Below are 16,400 nucleotides of genomic sequence, written 5' to 3' on the forward strand. Positions count from 1 at the left end.
GGAGCAGGCGAGCCCCTTGTCATGATCCGCACCACGGCCCTGTCCGCTCTGATGCTGGCGGCCCTTGCGTCGGCGGTGTCCGCGCGGCCCTCGACCACGCAGATGACCTGCGCCCAGGCCCGCGACGTCGTGCTCCGGCAAGGCGGCGTGGTGCTCGGCACCGGAGGTCAGACCTACGATCGCTTCGTGCGCGACAGGAGTTTCTGCGAGCCCACCGAGATCGGGAAGCGTGCCTTCGTGCCGGCCCGCGACACGCCGCAATGTCTCGTCGGCTACACCTGTTACGAGCCGGGCCGTGGCGACCGCTTCGGGGATTTTTGACCGTCGAGGTCGCCATCTCCGTCATTGCGAGCCGAAGGCGAAGCCATGACGGGGAATCGCCCATTCACGAAAACGCCTCGGCCAATGGGGCCGAGGCGCCCGACGACGGCCTTACGCCGCCTGCTGTACCGAGCCTTCAATGGTCGGCTGGCTCGCAGGCGCACTGCCCGCGATCTGGATTCGGCGGGGCTTCTTCGCCTCGGGAACCTCGCGCACGAGCTCGACGTGGAGCAGGCCATGCTCCAGCGAGGCACCGGTCACCTGGACGTGGTCGGCGAGCTGGAAACGGCGCTCGAAGGCGCGCGCGGCGATCCCCTGATGGAGAACCTCCGCCTTGCTGCCCTCGACGGGCTTGCGCTCGCCCTTGATGGTCAGCGTGCTTTCCCTGGTCTCGATCGAAAGCTCGGACTCGGTAAAGCCGGCCACCGCGACGGTGACGCGGTAGGCGTTCTCGCTGGTGCGCTCGATATTGTAGGGCGGATAGGTGGGGGCCTGCTCGGCGCTGACGAAACCGTCGAGGGCGGCGAAGAGCCGGTCGAAGCCGACGGTCGAGCGATAGAGCGGGGCGAGATCGTAATGACGCATGACATATCCTCTCGATGAGCAACATGTAGAGTGTTCCGGTCCGCCCGAGGGCCGGACCGTCGCGCCGCCGGATCGGCCGGCGCAGGATTGATATCGGAACGGTTTTTCGCGCCTTCAAGACATCCTCAGGCGCTTTCGCGAGGCCCCATCCGACGATGCTGACGCTGAAGTCCACGCCGGGAAACCCGGTCCCGCCCGGAGCGACCTTGGTGCCCGTGCGGACCGCCGACGGACAGACCCTGCGTGCCGCCTATTGGCGTCCGGTCAGCCGCACCGAGAAGGGCACCGTCTGCCTGATGCAGGGCCGGGCAGAGTTCATCGAGAAATACTACGAGCCGATCGGCGAGCTGCGGCGGCGCGGCTTCCATGTCGTCGCCTTCGACTGGCGCGGCCAGGGCGATTCCTCGCGGCAGGTGCGTGATGCCCACAAGGGCCATGTGGCGCGGTTCGATGATTATCGGCTCGATCTGACGGCCATCGCCGAGACCGTGCTAGTGCCCTCGACCCCCGAGCCGCATTACGGCCTCGCCCATTCCATGGGCGGCGCCGTCGCCTTCACCGGGGCGCTGGAGGGCTGGCTGCCCTTCGAGCGGCTCGTGACGGTTGCGCCGATGCTCGGGATCCGGATGGTGAAATATCCCCTCGGCGCCTCGCTGCTCTCGCGCTTCCTGCAGCGGCTCGGCCTCGGCAAGGCCTACATCCCATTCGGCAGCTCGGTTTCGATCGCGACGAAGCCGTTCGCCGGCAACCGGCTCTCCGGCGATCCCGTCCGCTACGCCCGCAATGCGGCCGCCGCCAACGAGGTCGGTGCCGGGGCGGTGGGCGACCCGACCATCGCCTGGCTCGCCTCCGCCTTCCGCGCGATGCAGCGCCTGCGCGATCCGCGCGTGCCTCCGCGGATCGAGATCCCGGTGCTCATCGTCGGCGCCGGGGCCGATCCGGTCTGCGCCTTGCCGGCGACCGAGCGCTTCGCGGGACGACTGCGCGCCGGTCACCTCATCGTGCTGCCGGGCGCCCGCCACGAGATCCTCACCGAAAGTGACGCGATCCGCGCGGATTTCTGGGCGGCCTTCGACGCGTTCATTCCCGGCCATGCCGGGGCGGATAGCGGCGTGTCCTCCCGCAGGGAGCGGCAGCGGGAGCAGGCCTGAATCGGGCGCGGGGAGGAGCGATGAAGCGGCGCGATTTTGCCAAAGCCGCACTTGCCGCGGCCCTGCTTCCGCGTCCGGCCCTGGCGCTCGCCGCGCCCGCGCCTGCGGGCGCATCGGCGAAGGGCCTCTCCCTCGCCATGCTGCTCTATCCCGGCATGACCGCGCTCGACGTCGTCGGGCCGCAGGAATTGCTGGCCGGGCTCGCCGATGGCGGGCTCCATCTCGTCGCGAAGCGGGCCGGACCGGTGGAGAGCGACACGGGCCTCTCCGTCGTGGCGACGCACGATTTCGCGGGTTGTCCGCGCGCGGTCACGGTGCTGTTCGTGCCGGGCGGTGACGGCACACCGGCGCAGATGCGCGATGCCGAGACACTGGCCTTCCTGCGCGAGCGCGCCGCGGCCGCCTCGTGGATCACGAGCGTCTGCACCGGCTCCCTGATTCTCGGCGCGGCCGGCCTGCTCGACGGCTATCGCGCCACCTCGCATTGGTGCGTGCGAGACCGCGTGCTGCCCTTGCTCGGTGCGACGCCCGTCGACGAGCGCGTGGTGTTCGACCGCAACCGCGTCACCGCCGCGGGGATCTCGGCCGGGCTCGACTTCGCCATCGCGCTCGCGGCCCGGCTCAAGGGCGAGGCCTATGCCCGGACGGCCCAGCTCGTCGCCGAATATGCCCCGCAGCCGCCATTCCGGGCCGGCACTCCGGCGGAGGCTGGCCCCGATGTTGCTCGGTCTGCTGGAGAGATCCTGAACGACCTCGTCGAAGGTTCGGTGAAAGCAGCCTCGGCGCCCCGCTGAGGAGCGGCTTTTCTCGGGCGCCGTCTCCTCCACGGAGTTCGAATCTTCGTGAGGCCCTTGCAACTACAGCGTTTTCGACGCTCAATCACCACCAACGATCAAAAACGGGATGGAGCGGACATGGCGTCAGGCCTCGCGGGTGATCTTTTCCGCATCAAAACGCTGGAGCGGCTCAACGCCGATGCGGAGGGCGGCGAGCATTCCCTGCAGCGGACGCTGGGCCCCTGGAGCCTGATCGGCCTCGGCATCGGCGCGGTGATCGGCGCCGGCCTGTTCTCTCTCACCGGCATCGCGGCGGCCGAGCATGCCGGCCCGGCCGTGGTGATCTCCTTCGCCATTGCGGCCATCGGCTGCGCCTTTGCCGGCATGTGCTACTCGGAGCTCGCCGGCATGATCCCGGTGGCGGGCTCGGCCTACACCTACAGCTACGCGACCATGGGCGAGTTCGTCGCCTGGATCATCGGCTGGGACCTCGTGCTCGAATACGCGGTCGGCGCGGCCACCGTCTCGGTGAGCTGGTCGCGTTACGTGACGCGCTTCCTGAAGGACACGCTCGGCATCAACCTGCCGGGCTCGCTGGTGAGTTCGCCCTTCGAGACCTACCAGCTCGCCGACGGCAGCATGGCCCACGGCCTGGTGAACCTTCCCGCGATCTTCATCATCGTCGCGGCCTCGGCCCTGCTGATGATCGGCATCCGGGAATCGGCCCGCGTCAACGCAGTGATCGTGCTGGTCAAGGTCGCCGTGGTGCTGACCGTGATCGGCGTCGGCCTGTTCTACATCAAGGCCCAGAACTACCAGCCCTTCCTGCCCCCGAACACGGGCACCTTCGGCGAGTATGGCTGGAGCGGCGTGATGCGCGCGGCCGGCGTCGTGTTCTTCGCCTATGTCGGGTTCGATGCGGTCTCGACCGCGGCGCAGGAGGCCAAGAACCCCCAGCGCAACATGATGATCGGCATCCTCGGATCGCTGTTCATCTGCACGATCCTCTACATCGCCTTCGCGGGCGTTCTGACCGGCCTCGTCCACTACGACGCGATGAAGGGCGACGCCGCCCCGGTGAACACCGCCATCGCCCAGACGCCGTTCCCGTGGCTGCGCGGCCTCGTCACCTTCGGCGTGATCTGCGGCTTCTCGACCGTGATCCTGGTGCTGCTGCTCGGCCAGAGCCGCGTCTTCTACACCATGGCCCAGGACCGGCTGCTGCCGGGCTTCTTCGCGGCGATCCACCCGAAGTGGAAGACGCCCTACCGCTCGAACATGTTCTTCATGGTGTTCACCAGCGCGCTCGGGGGCTTCCTGCCGATCTCGCAACTCGGCCACATGACCTCGATCGGCACGCTGCTCGCCTTCATCCTGGTCTGCATCGGCGTGGTCATCCTGCGCCGCACGCAGCCCGATGCCGAGCGCGCCTACCGCACGCCGCTGGTGCCGCTGGTGCCGATCCTCGGCGTGCTGTCGTGCTTCGCTATGATGGTCTCGCTCGACGGCGAGACCTGGCTGCGGCTGGTGATCTGGCTGGCGATCGGCCTGCTGATCTATTTCGGCTGGAGCCGCCGCAACAGCCGCATCGGCCGCGAGGAGGGCAGCAACGCGACGACGGCGATCTGAGCGCGCTCACCGGCTCCTGTCACGACGCTGTCAGGGGCCGGTCTCTCGTCTCGCATCGGCGATGCTGCCGCCTGGAGACCTCGGCCGACTTTCCGGTCGCCACCCTCGGCAAGACCGACCTTCAGCTGCTCGAGCCCTTCGGCCGCACCACGTTCGTGCCGGTGAAGAACGATGCCTTCCAGCCGCTGGTCGAAGTCGGCAAGGCCACCGGCATGCTGGGTTAACGGTCGCAATCCAACGCTTGATGACATCTGCCGAGACGGGTCCGACCCAGGACAGCCGCTTAGTTCGCGCCGCCATCTCGAAAAGCGGAATGTTCGACATCAAAAAATCGAATGAGCCATATGCACGGAAGTTATTGTCCGTGAGTTGCAGCCATCGCTAGGCTCTTGGAATCGGCCATCGAAGCCATTGGTTATCTGCACAGACGCCGGCGCCGAGACCTGAGCACACCGGAGGCCCGAACGGATCACCTCTGCCGGGAGGCTGCATGTTTCATCTCAGTCGCCGCGCGCCCATCCCCAAAACTGTAGTGTGATTCAATCGAAAAAGCAGAACTCATAGAAACGATCGCGAGGGAAACGCTCCATGGCAAGCTTTGGTGCAGATAATGTCACAACCCTCGCGGACGAGCTGACGCGACGAGCTTTCCTCGACCGAACGGCCGTACTCGGCGCTTCAGCAATGGCCGCGACGGTCGTTCCTCGAGAGGCCTCTGCTGCGACAGCGGATACGGCCATGCCGATGTCGATCCGCGAAGCCGGCAAGGGCATTCGTGATGGCTCTCTCTCGTGTGTCGACCTGACGAAAGCTTACTACCACTACATAGACTTGTATCAGCCGAAGCTGAATATTTTCATTTCGCAAATGAAGGATCAGGCGCTGAAGACGGCGGCAGAACGTGACGCCGAGATCAAGAATGGCAAGGATCGCGGTCCGCTGCACGGGATCCCTATCCTTGTGAAGGACCTTTACGAGATGGCGGGGACCGCGACGACGGTCGGTTCGAAGGCGTTCGTCGATCGACATTCGACGGAAGATGCGACCTCCGTTCACAATCTGCTCGAGGCGGGAGTGGTCGTCCTCGGCAAGACCAACATGAATGAATTTGCCGCCGGGGTTTCGGGGACAAACGCCTATTTCGGCGACTGCCATAATCCTTGGGCTCTGGATCGGTCGCCGGGCGGATCATCGAGCGGCAACGGTGCGGCGCTCGCGGCGGGCATCGGCTTTGGCGGAACATCCAGCGATACCGGCGGATCGATCCGTGTCCCGGCGAGCTGGTGCGGGATCGCCGGAATTCGTCCGACATACGGTCTCGTCAGCTTACACGGCCTGTTTCCGCGCGCCTATAGTCTCGACGTCGCGGGACCGTTGGCACGTAACGTATTTGATCTTGGTCTCTTGTTGGATGCCATGGCAGGCTTCGATCCCAAGGACAAATTCTCGTCTTTGGCGCAGAGTCGGACGTCTTATGCCGTAGGCATCGATGCGGGCGTGAAGGGCAAGACCTTTGCGACGATCAAGGATTACACTTACAGGGATGTCGACAAGCCTGTAGCGGACGCCATCGCAAAGTCAGCAGACACGTTGAGGTCGCTTGGAGCGAACGTTGTCGAGATCGAGATCGGTCCCCTTGAAGGGCGGCTCGACTACAATAAACTCTTTACGAATATTCTGCTCTACGAATTCTACCAAATTCTTGGGAAGAAATATCACGACACGCCGAATGCGGCTGACGTTTTTGGTCCGATCGTCGCCGCGAATATCGAAGCTGGCGCTAAGGTATCGCGCCAGGATTACGAAACCACGATGAATGAACGGCCTTCATACATCGCGGAGGTGAAGAAGGTATTCGGTCATGTCGACGGGCTGCTGACTCCGGCACTCCCGACGACTGCGCCACTTCTCAAAGCTTCGGCACAGGATTACGGGCGAGGTCGGCAGTTCACCATTCCCTTCAGCTACCTCGCGTTGCCATCCGTCGTCGTGCCCTGTGGTTTTGATCCGAGCGGCTTGCCGATTGGGCTGCAGATCGTTGGAGATCATTTCAACGAAAGGCAGCTGCTGCAGATGGGGTACGCCTTCGAGCAGGCGACGGAGTTCCATAAGCGCCACCCACCGATCTTCGCCAAGAACATCCCTGCCTGAGCGTCTTCGCTGTGGCGAAGCCACGTTGGGTTGTTCTGCCGTCGCGCCGGTGCCGCTCAGGCGAAAGCTTTTTCCCTGCCTTCGCCCGAGAACGAGCTGGCGGCCGCTCGAACGGGAGCCACGGCTGACTCCGACGGCTAGGCCGGCGTCGGCATGGCCTGCCTCGGCGGAATCGCCGCCGCCTTCTCGGCCTCCTCTGCTGCGGCGCCGGATTTCGTGCCCGCGCTGGACAGCACCGCCTCGACCGCATCGCGCAGCGACGAGACGTGCTCGTCGGCGTCGATCTCGCGGCGTCCGGCCTGTTCGAGCGAATCCTCGTCGATCTGCCAGAGGCCGACGGCGATGCGCTTGCCGGGCAGCTTGCTGCGCAGCCGCGTGACGAGACGGCGCACATGGCCGGGTTCGCCGCCGATCGCCAGCGAGATCACCACGACCATCTGCACCGGCCCGGCGTCGAATTCGTCGATCTTGGCGCGAGCCAGATCCGAGAAGGCGGCGAGCCGGGTGCCGAGCCCGTGCTTGCGCAGGAGCTGGTCCAGGATCGCGGCGGCCGGCTCGTCGAGGAAGCCGCGGCCGGAGACGCAGAGCACCGCGCCCTCCTGCCTCCAGGCCTCGGGCAATTCGCCGTGCTCCGGCGGATCGTCGACGGCCGGCGACGGATCGAAAGCGCTCTCCGCGGCCACTGCCTTGCCCGCGAAGAGGCTCCGCGCGGCCTTGGGGCGGGCCGGCCGCTCGTCCCGGCGCGATTCCAGATCCTCAATCAGCGCATTGATCGAGGTGCGGATGTCACTCTTCTGCTCGAGGGTCAGCACGCCGCGCGTGGCGTCGCGCGAGGCGAGTTCGAGCCCCTTCAGCACGACCTCGTCATAGTAGGCCGAGAGCGAGCATTGCCGCAGGATCAGGTCGGCATGCTCCTGTGCCTCCTCCGGGTCGTCGGCCAGCATGCGCTGATAGAAATTCTCGACCGGCGTCAGTGCCGGCCGGTCGCTGAACAGCACGTCGAGGAATTCGAGCGAGTCGACGTGCCGCCCGAGCACGACGAGGCACACCGTGAGCGGCGTCGACAGGATCAGCCCGACCGGACCCCACAGCCAGATCCAGAACAGCGCCGAGACCAGCACCGCGAAGGGCGAAAGTCCGGTGGAGTGCCCGTAGACCAGCGGCTCGATGATCTGACCGACGATTGGCTCGATCACCCCGAACAGCGCCAGCGTGGCGAGGGCCATGCCCCAGCCCGGATCGACCGCGGCGGCCACTGCGACGGGAAACACCGCCGAGGCGAAGGCGCCGATATACGGCACGAAGCGCATCAGCGCCGAGAAGATGCCCCAGAGCACCGGGTTCGGCACGCCGATCGCCCACAGGCCGAAGCCGATGACGATGCCGAAGCCGGAATTGAGCGCGAGCTGGCCGATGAAGTAGCGGCTGAGCCGGCGCGCGGCGTCGTCCATCGCCACCGTGGTGCGATGAAGATCGCTCGATCCGGCGAGCCGGATCAGCCGATCGCGAAGGTCCTCGCGCTGCATCAGGATGAAGAGCAGCACCACGAGCACGATGCCGGCGGTGGCGAGCGGCCCCAGCACGGGCGAGAGCACGGTATTGGCGAGCTCGAACGGGCTCGGCGGCCGATCCTTCATCTCGACGATGACGGGCGCCGGCGCGGGATCGGGCTTGGTCTGCGACGTGTCCGGCTTCTTCTGCTTGTCCGCGTCGTTCCCGGCGTCGTGAATCGCCCGGTTGATGTTGGTGAGGTAGTCCATGCCGGTGCCGAGCGGCCCGTGCCGCAGGCCCTCGATCTTGCGCTCGATCGTGTGTTGGTAGCGCGGCACGTCCTTGGCCAGGTCGGCGACCTGCACGCCGATCACCGTCGAGAGCGCGCCGATGATGCCTGCAGCGATCAGCACCGCGATCAGCACGGAGAACAGCCGCCCCAGTCTCAATCGGCGGATCAGGTTCACCAGCGGCGCGATCACGAAGGAGAGCAGCACCGCGATGGCGATCGGGATCAGGATGTCGCGGGCGAGATAGAGACCGGTGACGATGATCGCGGTCACGATCAGCGGAGAGGCGATGGCGCCCTTCGGTGTCTCGGCGGCTGCAACCCGCGTGGCGCGCGGCGGGGCGATCAAACCCTGGGCCCTCGGATCGGTAGTCATGCCCCGCACACTCTCTCACTCGGCGCACCAGACCGGCGCGCCACAAGAAACTGTGAGATTATGAATTCGATCCCGATTTTTTCCGCCGTCATTGCGAGGCGAAACCGCAGCAATCCTGGGCCACCGGGCTGACGGTGCTGGTGTGGCTCTGGATTGTTTCGCTTCGTTCGCAATGACGGCAAGCGGACAGCGTATCAGGGCTGTGCTCGGTGCGGGGCAAAGGGCGCCAATACCAGCCCTGCAGCTTCGAGCCCCGCTCGCACGGCACGCGCCGCCTCAACGGCCCCCGGATTGTCGCCGTGGACGCAGATCGTATCGATGCCGACGGGGATGCGCTTGCCCGAGAGCGTCGTCACCGCGCCGTCTTCGACCATACAACGCACGCGCTCGGCGATCTCGTGCGCCTCGTGCAGAACGGCGCCCTCCGCCGAACGCGGCGCGAGGGTGCCGTCCTCGGCATAGGCGCGGTCGGCATAGACCTCGCGGACCGTACGCAGGCCGGCGCGCTCAGCCGCGCGCTCGGCGGGCAGGCCGGGCATCACCACTAGGGCGAGGCCGCGATCGACCCCCGCCACCGCGCGCGCGATGGCCTCGGCGACTGCGTCCTCGGCGTTGGAGAGGTTGGCGAGCGCCCCATGCGCCTTGACGTAGGTGACGCGGGTTCCGGCGAGGGCCGCACAGGCCTGCAGCGCGCCGACCTGATAGGCGACGTCCCGCTCGATCCGTTTGGGACTTTCCCGGATCGCATTTCGGCCGAAGCCGCGAATATCGAAGAAGCCGGGATGGGCGCCGATGGCGACGCCGCGTTGCTGCGCGGCCAGGGCGGTCTCGACCATGATGTCCGGGTCGCCGGCATGGAAGCCGCAGGCGATGTTGGCCGAGGTGACGATGTCGAGGAGGGCGGCGTCGTCGCCCATGCGCCAGGGGCCGAAACCTTCACCGAGATCGGCGTTGAGATCGATGGTGCGGCTCATGCTCGTCTCTCCATCGGCACGTTCGTCACTCCGGCATCGTCTCGAACACCATCAGGTCCGGCGGTAAAGGCAACCAATCGGGTTTGTCCCGGGTGAAGATCGCCATGCTCGGCCGAAACAGCGACGGGTCGTCCAGGGAGCCGGCATAGATCGTGTGCGAGATGTCCTTGCCGGCCTCTCCGCCGAAGACGAGGCCGCCGCAAGCCGGGCAGAAGTTGCGCAGCGCTTCGCCACCTCTGAAGCAGGGCGACCGGAATTGCGCCGTCGCGCCGCTGAACCGCAGCGCCTCACTCGCGAAACCCATGAACGGGATGAAGCCCGAGCCCGAGGCCTTCCGGCAATCCGCGCAGCAGCAGATGCCCGCGAACTGGGGCTCGCCCTCGGCTTCGTAGCGCAGGCTGCCGCAGAGACAGCCGCCGGTGATGCGGGTCATGTCCGATCCTTCCTCGCGTGAGGCTACGACGCCCGGCTTCGGATTTCGATGCCGCTCCTGCCGGTGGACGGCTGCCCTCCCGCGTTGAACCGGCCGACTCCATCGGAGATAATCGCACCTGCACGAGCCCGGCATCCAGACCGGGCGGGCGGTGCGGAGTCTCCGGTTCCTTGGCGTTTCGTTTTGTCCACGCGGCGGACATCCATCTCGATTCCCCGCTGCGTTCGCTCGCCCTGCGCAATCCCGACCTCGCCGCCCTGATCGGCGACGCGACGCGGCAGGCGCTGACGGCCATCGTGAATCTCTGCCTCGACGAGCGCGTGGACGCGCTGCTGCTCGCCGGCGACCTCTACGACGGCGAGCAGACCTCGATGAAAACGGCCCGCTTCCTGGCCGACCAGATCCGGCGGCTGCACGAAGCCGGCATCCGCGTCTTCGTGATCCGCGGCAACCACGACGCTCTCTCGAGGATCACCAAGGAGCTGGTGTTTCCCGAGACGGTCACGGTGTTCGGCGGACGCGCCGACACGATCGCGATCGACCGGGACGGCGACCACTTTCCCGTCGCGATCCATGGCCTGAGCTTTTCCCAGTCGCAGGCGCCCGAGAGCCTGCTCGCCAAATATCGGCCTGCCGTCGAGGGGGCGGTGAATATCGGCATCCTCCACACCAGCCTCGCAGGGGCGGCCGGGCACGATCCCTATGCGCCCTGCAGCCTCGCCGATCTGCGCGCCACCGGCTTCCGCTACTGGGCGCTTGGCCACATCCATCGGCGCTCCGTCACCGAGGGTGACTGCACCATCGTGATGCCGGGCATGCCGCAGGGCCGCGACATCAACGAGGCGGGCGCCAAATCGGTGACCCTGGTGACGATCGGCGACGACCGCGCCATCCGCATCGAGGAGCGGGCCATCGGCATCGCGCAGTTCGAGCGTGTTTTGGTCGACGTCACCGGCATCGACGAGTGGCGCGAGATGATCGGCGCCGTCGGCCGCGCGCTGGAGCGGGCGCGGGCGGCCGTGGCCTCCCGCCATCTCGTGGCCCGGCTGAGGCTGACGGGTGCCACACCGCTCGCCTGGCGCATGCGCCGTGACGCGGACTTGCTCAAGGCGGAAGCCGAGGCGCGCGCCGGCCTCGTCGGCGCCTGCTGGGTCGAGAAGCTCGAAATCGACTGCCGGCCGATGGAGGAGGGCGCGACCGCGTCATCCACCCCGCTGCATGAGCTGCGCCGCCTGATCGACGACGAGGTGCTCGGCTCCGATGCCTTCCGCCGAGAGCTCGGCCTCATCGCCGAGGAGCTGAAGGGCCAGCTCCCTCCCGAAAGCCGCGACAGCTTCGGCACCGACGAGGCCTGTTTCGAGGCCCTCCTCGCTCGCCATGCCCGCGAGGGAACCGACGAGGTGCTGGCCCGTCTCCATGCGCTGGACGAGCAGGGCTAGATGCGTCTGCGTCGTCTCGACCTCACCCGCTACGGCAAGTTTACGGACCACGCGATCGACTTCGGCGAGCGGGTCGAGGGCGTGCCGGACCTGCACATCGTCTACGGCCCCAACGAGGCCGGCAAATCGACGACGCTGGCGGCGTTCCTCGACCTGATCTTCGGGATGGGCAAGGCCAACCCCTACAACTTCCTCCACCCCTACCCGACGATGCGGGTCGGCGGTGCGCTCGACTTCGCCGACGGCCCCCGCAGCTTCGTCCGCCTCAAGCAGAATCAGAACGACCTTCTCGACGGCAACGACCGGCCGGTCGCCGAGAGCACGATCCAACGCGATCTCGGCGGGATCGACCGCGAGGCCTATCGCACCATGTTCTCGCTCGACGACGAGACCCTGGAGAAGGGCGGCGAAAGCATTCTGGCCAGCAAGGGCGACCTCGGCGAGTTGCTGTTCTCGGCCGGCGCGGGGCTGGCCGATCTCAGCCGCAACCTGCTCGGCCTGCGCGCCGAGGCCGACGCGTTCTATCGGTACCGCGCCCGCGGCGGCGCGCTGGCCGACCTCAAGGCCCGTCTCGCGGCGCTGAAGGCCGAGCGCGAGGATTTCGACACGATCGCCTCGGACTACGCCCGGCTGATCGCGACGCGCGACCGGGCCAGCGCGCAATACGATGCGGCGATCCAGCAGCGCTCGGAACTGCAGGGCCGGCTCGACGCAGCGCAGCGCTCGCTGAACGCCTTGCCGCGTCTGGCCGCCCTGCGCACGATCCGCGAGCGTTTGGCGCCGTTGGTCGATCTGCCGGAGCCGGGCGGTGACTGGTCGTCCGAGCTGCCGGCGCTGCAGAAGCAGGAGATCGAGCTCGGCGTCAGGCTGCGCGCGGCCGAGGACGAGGTGCAACGCCTGCAAGGCGAGATCGACGCCATCACCGTCGATGAGGTTGCGCTGAGACACCACGACGCCCTCGACCGGCTCGATGCCTTGAGGGCGCGCCACACCACGGCGGAGATCGACCTGCCCGAGCGCCGCGCCCAGGCGCGGGCGGCCGATCTCGCCATTGCCGGCATTCTCGCCCGTCTCGAACGGCCGGCCGAGACGGAGCCTGGCCGTCTCCTGCTCGGCGCCTCCGTCATCGGCCGCCTGCGCGAGCTGATCGAGACCCGGTCCGGGCTCGATGCGGCGAAGGCGGCGGCTCTCGCCGAGCGGCTGCAGGCCGAAAGCCGCCTCGCCGAGGCGCGTGACCGCCTCGCGGCATCCGATGCCGTTGAAACCGGCGCGCCCGCTTCCGCGATGACCGGTCTCGCCGCCGCCCTCTCGGCCCTGCGCGGCTCCGATCACGCCGCCCGGCGCCGGCTGGCCGAGCGCGGCCGCGACGCGGAAGGGGCGCGGCTCGCCGATCGGCTGCGCCTGCTCGCCCCATGGCAGGGCGATGCGGACGACCTGCTCGCCCTGCAATGCCCGGAGCCCGCGACGCTCCGCGACTGGGCATCAGACCTGGAAGCGCGCCGGGCGACGCTGGCGCGGCAGGCCGGCGAGGTCGAGCGGCTGACGGGCGAACTCGGCCGGATCGACGCCGAGCGTGCGGCGATGGCGACGGTGAAGGGGCTCGTCGACGACGGCGAAGCGGCGGCGCTGCGTGCCCGCCGCGAACAGGCCTGGGCCGCGCATCGGCACGACCTCACGGCCGGCTCGGCCGACGCATTCGAGGCCCTGCTCCGCCAGGACGACCTCGCGGCTTCCGCACGGCTCGGCCACGTCGCCGATCTCGCCGTCCTGCAGCAGCGCGCGCAGGCACAGGCGGTCGCCGAGGCCGAACTGCGCCGCGCCGAGGCCCTGCAATCCAAGGCGGACGCGGCGGTGCGGGCGCTGCGAGGCGAGATCGCGGCTGCGGTCGCTCGTATCGCCCCCTCCTTCGATCCCGCCACGACACCGGCAGAGCTCGAAGGATGGCTCACCCGGCGTACCCACGCACTCGCCGCGCGCGAGGCGCTGATCGCCGCCGAGACCGACCTGCGCGAGGCCCTGGCCAGTGAGCGGGACGGCGAGCGACGCTTGCGAGCCGCATTGGACGCGGCCGGTCTCCCAGCCGCGTCAGGAGCGGACTTCGCCGCGCTGCTCGCCAGCGCCCAGGACGCCCTCGACCGGGAAGCCGAGCTCCGAGGCCTGCGCAAGGATGTCGAGGAGCGCGAGCGCGACCTCGCCGCCCGCCGCGGCGCTGTCGGGCAGGCCGAGGCGAGCGAGGCGGAATGGGACGCGGCCTGGGCCGAAACCTGCGCCGGCTGCTGGTTCGGCGAGGGTGGCACGGTGCCGGGCCTTCCCGCTTTGCGCGAGATGCTCGCAGCCATCGAGGAACTGGCGCCGGCGGTGAAGGACAAGACGGGTCTCGCCTACCGCATCGAGGCGATGCTGAAGGACCAGGAGGCGTTTCGCGCCGCAAGCGCTAGCATCGCTGGCGAACTCGGCCTCGCAGAGACCGCAGACCCCCTCGATCTGGCACGGCGCGTCGGCGAGCGCATCCGTGAGGCCAGCGCCGAGCGGGATCGCCGTCAGAAGCTCACCGTGGCCGCCGAGGAGGCCGGCGCCCGCAAGGCGGGGCTCGACGAGGCCCAGGCGATCCATGCCGGTCGCAAGGCCGAGATGACGTCCCTGTTCGCGGTCGAGACCCTCGCCGAGGTCGGCCAGCGGCTCGCGGATGTCGGCCGTCGCAGCGAGCTGCGCGAGCAGGCCGAGGCGGCCGAGCGCGAGATCCTCGACGCGTTGCGCCTGACCAGCATCGGCGAAGCCGAGCAGAGGCTCGATGCGGCCGACCGGGCTGCACTCGACACGGAGGTCGCGCAACTCCGGCAGCGTCTCGACGACCAGGACCGCCTCTGCCAGGAATCCTTCGCCCAACGCAGCGAGGCGGTCGCGAAGGTCGAGGCCATCGGCGGCGACGACAAGGTGGCCGAGATCGAGAGCCGCCGCCGCACGACGCTCCTTGAGATCGAGGAAGGGGCGGCGCGCTACCTGCAGCTCCGGGCGGGCACGGCCGCCACCGAGTACGGCCTGCGTGTCTATCGCGAGCGTCACCGCAGCGCGATGATGACCCGCGCCTCGGAGGCCTTCCGCACCATCAGCCGCGGCGCCTATTCGGGCCTCGCCGCACAGCCGGCCAAGGATGGCGAGACCCTGATCGCCCTCTCGGCCGGTGGCGGCTCGAAGGAGGCGGACCAGCTCTCGAAGGGCACGCGCTTCCAGCTCTACCTGGCGCTACGCGTCGCCGGTTACCACGAGTTCGTGCAGGCACGGGCGCCGCTGCCTTTCATCGCCGACGACATCATGGAAACCTTCGACGACTTCCGCGCCGAAGAGGCCTTCGGGCTGCTCGCAGGCATGGCTCGGGTGGGGCAGGTCATCTATCTCACCCATCACAGCCATCTTTGTGATGTCGCCCGGCAGGCCGGTCTCGGGGTGACTGTCCATGCCCTGCCGGGTGCGTGACCCCGGCATGACTGTTCCACCGAACGTAACAGTCTATTGACGATTGAACGGATTAACACTCCAAATCGAAAGTTTCATCTTCCCTCTCAGAGGCCGACCCGCACCCCACGGCGCTCGATCGATGGAGGTTTTCGATGAAACGGATCATGCTCCCGCTGTTGCTGGCAACCGCCGGTTTCGGCATTGCCACCCAGATACTGGCTGCCCCAGCCGCACAGCCCCCGAGCGTTGCTCAGGTCCGAGCGCAGGTTCCGGCCACCGTCCACTATCGCTCCGCGACGGTCGACGGCGTGAAGGTGTTTTACCGTGAGGCCGGTCCGGCCGACGGGCCCGTCGTGCTGCTGCTGCACGGCTTCCCGACTTCCTCGCACATGTTCCGTAACCTGATCCCGACGCTCTCCGACCGCTACCGTGTCATCGCGCTGGACTATCCGGGCTTCGGCCAGAGCGACGCGCCGGATCACACCGCATTCGCCTACACCTTCGGCCACTACGCCGACCTGGTGGACGGCCTGCTCGGCCAGATCGGCGCCAAGTCCTACGCCCTCTACGTGATGGATTACGGTGCCCCGGTCGGCTACCGGCTTGCCCTCAAGCATCCGGAGCGGGTCAGCGGCCTGATCGTCCAGAACGGCAACGCCTATGAGGAGGGCCTGACCGACTTCTGGAACCCGATCAAGGCCTATTGGGCCGATGGCTCGGCCAAGAACCGCGAGGCGCTCTCCGGCCTCGTGACGCTGCCGACCACGATCTTCCAGTACACCGACGGCGTGAAGGACGTTTCGCGGATCAGCCCGGATAACTGGGTCCACGACCAGGCCCTGCTCGACCGGCCCGGCAACAAGGACATCCAGCTCGATCTGTTCCACGATTACGGCACCAACGTACCGCTCTACCCGCAATTCCAGGCCTTCTTCCGCGACCGCAAGCCGCCGACGCTGATCGTCTGGGGTAAGAACGACAAGATCTTCCCGGAAGCGGGCGCACATCCCTACCTGCGCGACCTTCCGAACGCCGAACTGCACCTCCTCGACACCGGCCACTTCGCCCTCGAGGACAAGCTCGACGAGATGGCGCCGCTGATCCGCGGCTTCCTCGACCGGAACGTCGGCAAGCGTCCGGCGGTAGGCGCCGCGAAGAACTGACGGACGCCACGGCGCATCCGACGGGAGCGAGACGGATCGGTCGGCGCGAGCCGGGCCGGTCCGTCTCGGTGTTTGGCGGGACCGCCCCGTGCTGCGGCTCAGCGATGTCGCGTGCGCCACGCCGGCCTTGCGCTAGAGCAGGCTGCGAAAAAGTGGAAACGGTTTT

The 16,400-nt window shown here is 67.7% G+C and carries 12 protein-coding genes; 8 read left to right on the plus strand and 4 right to left on the minus strand.

What is annotated here, in order from left to right; all coding sequences use genetic code 11:
* Positions 1-21: 21 nt before the first annotated feature.
* Positions 22-321 carry a hypothetical protein gene (locus tag HCU64_RS05960; RefSeq protein ID WP_233382816.1) on the plus strand — a complete coding sequence of 100 codons (300 nt, stop codon included), beginning with the start codon at positions 22-24 and terminating at the stop codon, positions 319-321.
* Positions 322-432: 111 nt separating this feature from the next.
* Here the strand turns inward: HCU64_RS05960 and HCU64_RS05965 are convergent, their stop codons facing one another.
* Positions 433-906, minus strand: coding sequence for an Hsp20 family protein (locus HCU64_RS05965; RefSeq protein WP_233382817.1), 474 nt, complete (start codon positions 904-906; stop codon positions 433-435).
* Between the two features lie 155 nt (positions 907-1,061).
* Here HCU64_RS05965 and HCU64_RS05970 point away from each other — a divergent pair, with 155 nt between their 5' ends.
* From HCU64_RS05970 to HCU64_RS05985, 4 genes are all read left to right on the plus strand, one after another.
* The gene (locus tag HCU64_RS05970) at positions 1,062-2,057 is read left to right on the plus strand and encodes an alpha/beta fold hydrolase (protein ID WP_233382818.1); all 996 of its coding nucleotides are present in this window, start codon (positions 1,062-1,064) and stop codon (positions 2,055-2,057) included.
* Between the two features lie 20 nt (positions 2,058-2,077).
* A complete protein-coding gene (locus tag HCU64_RS05975) occupies positions 2,078-2,851 on the plus strand; it encodes a DJ-1/PfpI family protein (RefSeq protein WP_233382819.1) in 774 nt (257 codons plus the stop codon).
* Positions 2,852-2,971: 120 nt separating this feature from the next.
* On the plus strand, positions 2,972-4,462 hold the full coding sequence (locus tag HCU64_RS05980; RefSeq protein ID WP_233382820.1) for an amino acid permease: 1,491 nt from the start codon (positions 2,972-2,974) through the stop codon (positions 4,460-4,462).
* Between the two features lie 588 nt (positions 4,463-5,050).
* Positions 5,051-6,613, plus strand: coding sequence for an amidase (locus HCU64_RS05985; RefSeq protein ID WP_233382821.1), 1,563 nt, complete (start codon positions 5,051-5,053; stop codon positions 6,611-6,613).
* 137 nt (positions 6,614-6,750) lie between these two features.
* On the opposite strand, the gene HCU64_RS05990 is transcribed toward HCU64_RS05985, so the two are convergent.
* The 3 genes from HCU64_RS05990 to HCU64_RS06000 all read right to left on the minus strand — a co-directional run bounded on the left by HCU64_RS05990 (position 6,751) and on the right by HCU64_RS06000 (position 10,176).
* The gene (locus HCU64_RS05990; protein ID WP_233382822.1) at positions 6,751-8,769 is read right to left on the minus strand and encodes an AI-2E family transporter; all 2,019 of its coding nucleotides are present in this window, start codon (positions 8,767-8,769) and stop codon (positions 6,751-6,753) included.
* A 194-nt stretch (positions 8,770-8,963) separates the two neighbouring features.
* On the minus strand, positions 8,964-9,743 hold the full coding sequence (locus HCU64_RS05995) for a LamB/YcsF family protein (RefSeq protein ID WP_233382823.1): 780 nt from the start codon (positions 9,741-9,743) through the stop codon (positions 8,964-8,966).
* A 25-nt stretch (positions 9,744-9,768) separates the two neighbouring features.
* On the minus strand, positions 9,769-10,176 hold the full coding sequence (locus HCU64_RS06000; RefSeq protein WP_233382824.1) for a GFA family protein: 408 nt from the start codon (positions 10,174-10,176) through the stop codon (positions 9,769-9,771).
* Positions 10,177-10,346: 170 nt separating this feature from the next.
* Here HCU64_RS06000 and HCU64_RS06005 point away from each other — a divergent pair, with 170 nt between their 5' ends.
* The 3 genes from HCU64_RS06005 to HCU64_RS06015 all read left to right on the plus strand — a co-directional run bounded on the left by HCU64_RS06005 (position 10,347) and on the right by HCU64_RS06015 (position 16,234).
* On the plus strand, positions 10,347-11,615 hold the full coding sequence (locus tag HCU64_RS06005) for a metallophosphoesterase family protein (protein ID WP_233382825.1): 1,269 nt from the start codon (positions 10,347-10,349) through the stop codon (positions 11,613-11,615).
* Entirely contained in the window at positions 11,616-15,089 is a 3,474-nt protein-coding gene (locus HCU64_RS06010; RefSeq protein WP_233382826.1) for an ATP-binding protein, read from the plus strand.
* Positions 15,090-15,223: 134 nt separating this feature from the next.
* Complete coding sequence (locus HCU64_RS06015) at positions 15,224-16,234, plus strand: alpha/beta fold hydrolase (protein WP_233382827.1); 1,011 nt, start codon at positions 15,224-15,226, stop codon at positions 16,232-16,234.
* Positions 16,235-16,400: the final 166 nt, after the last annotated feature.

Source organism: Methylobacterium sp. C25 (genome assembly GCF_021352225.1).
Taxonomy (GTDB): Bacteria; Pseudomonadota; Alphaproteobacteria; order Rhizobiales; family Beijerinckiaceae; genus Methylobacterium.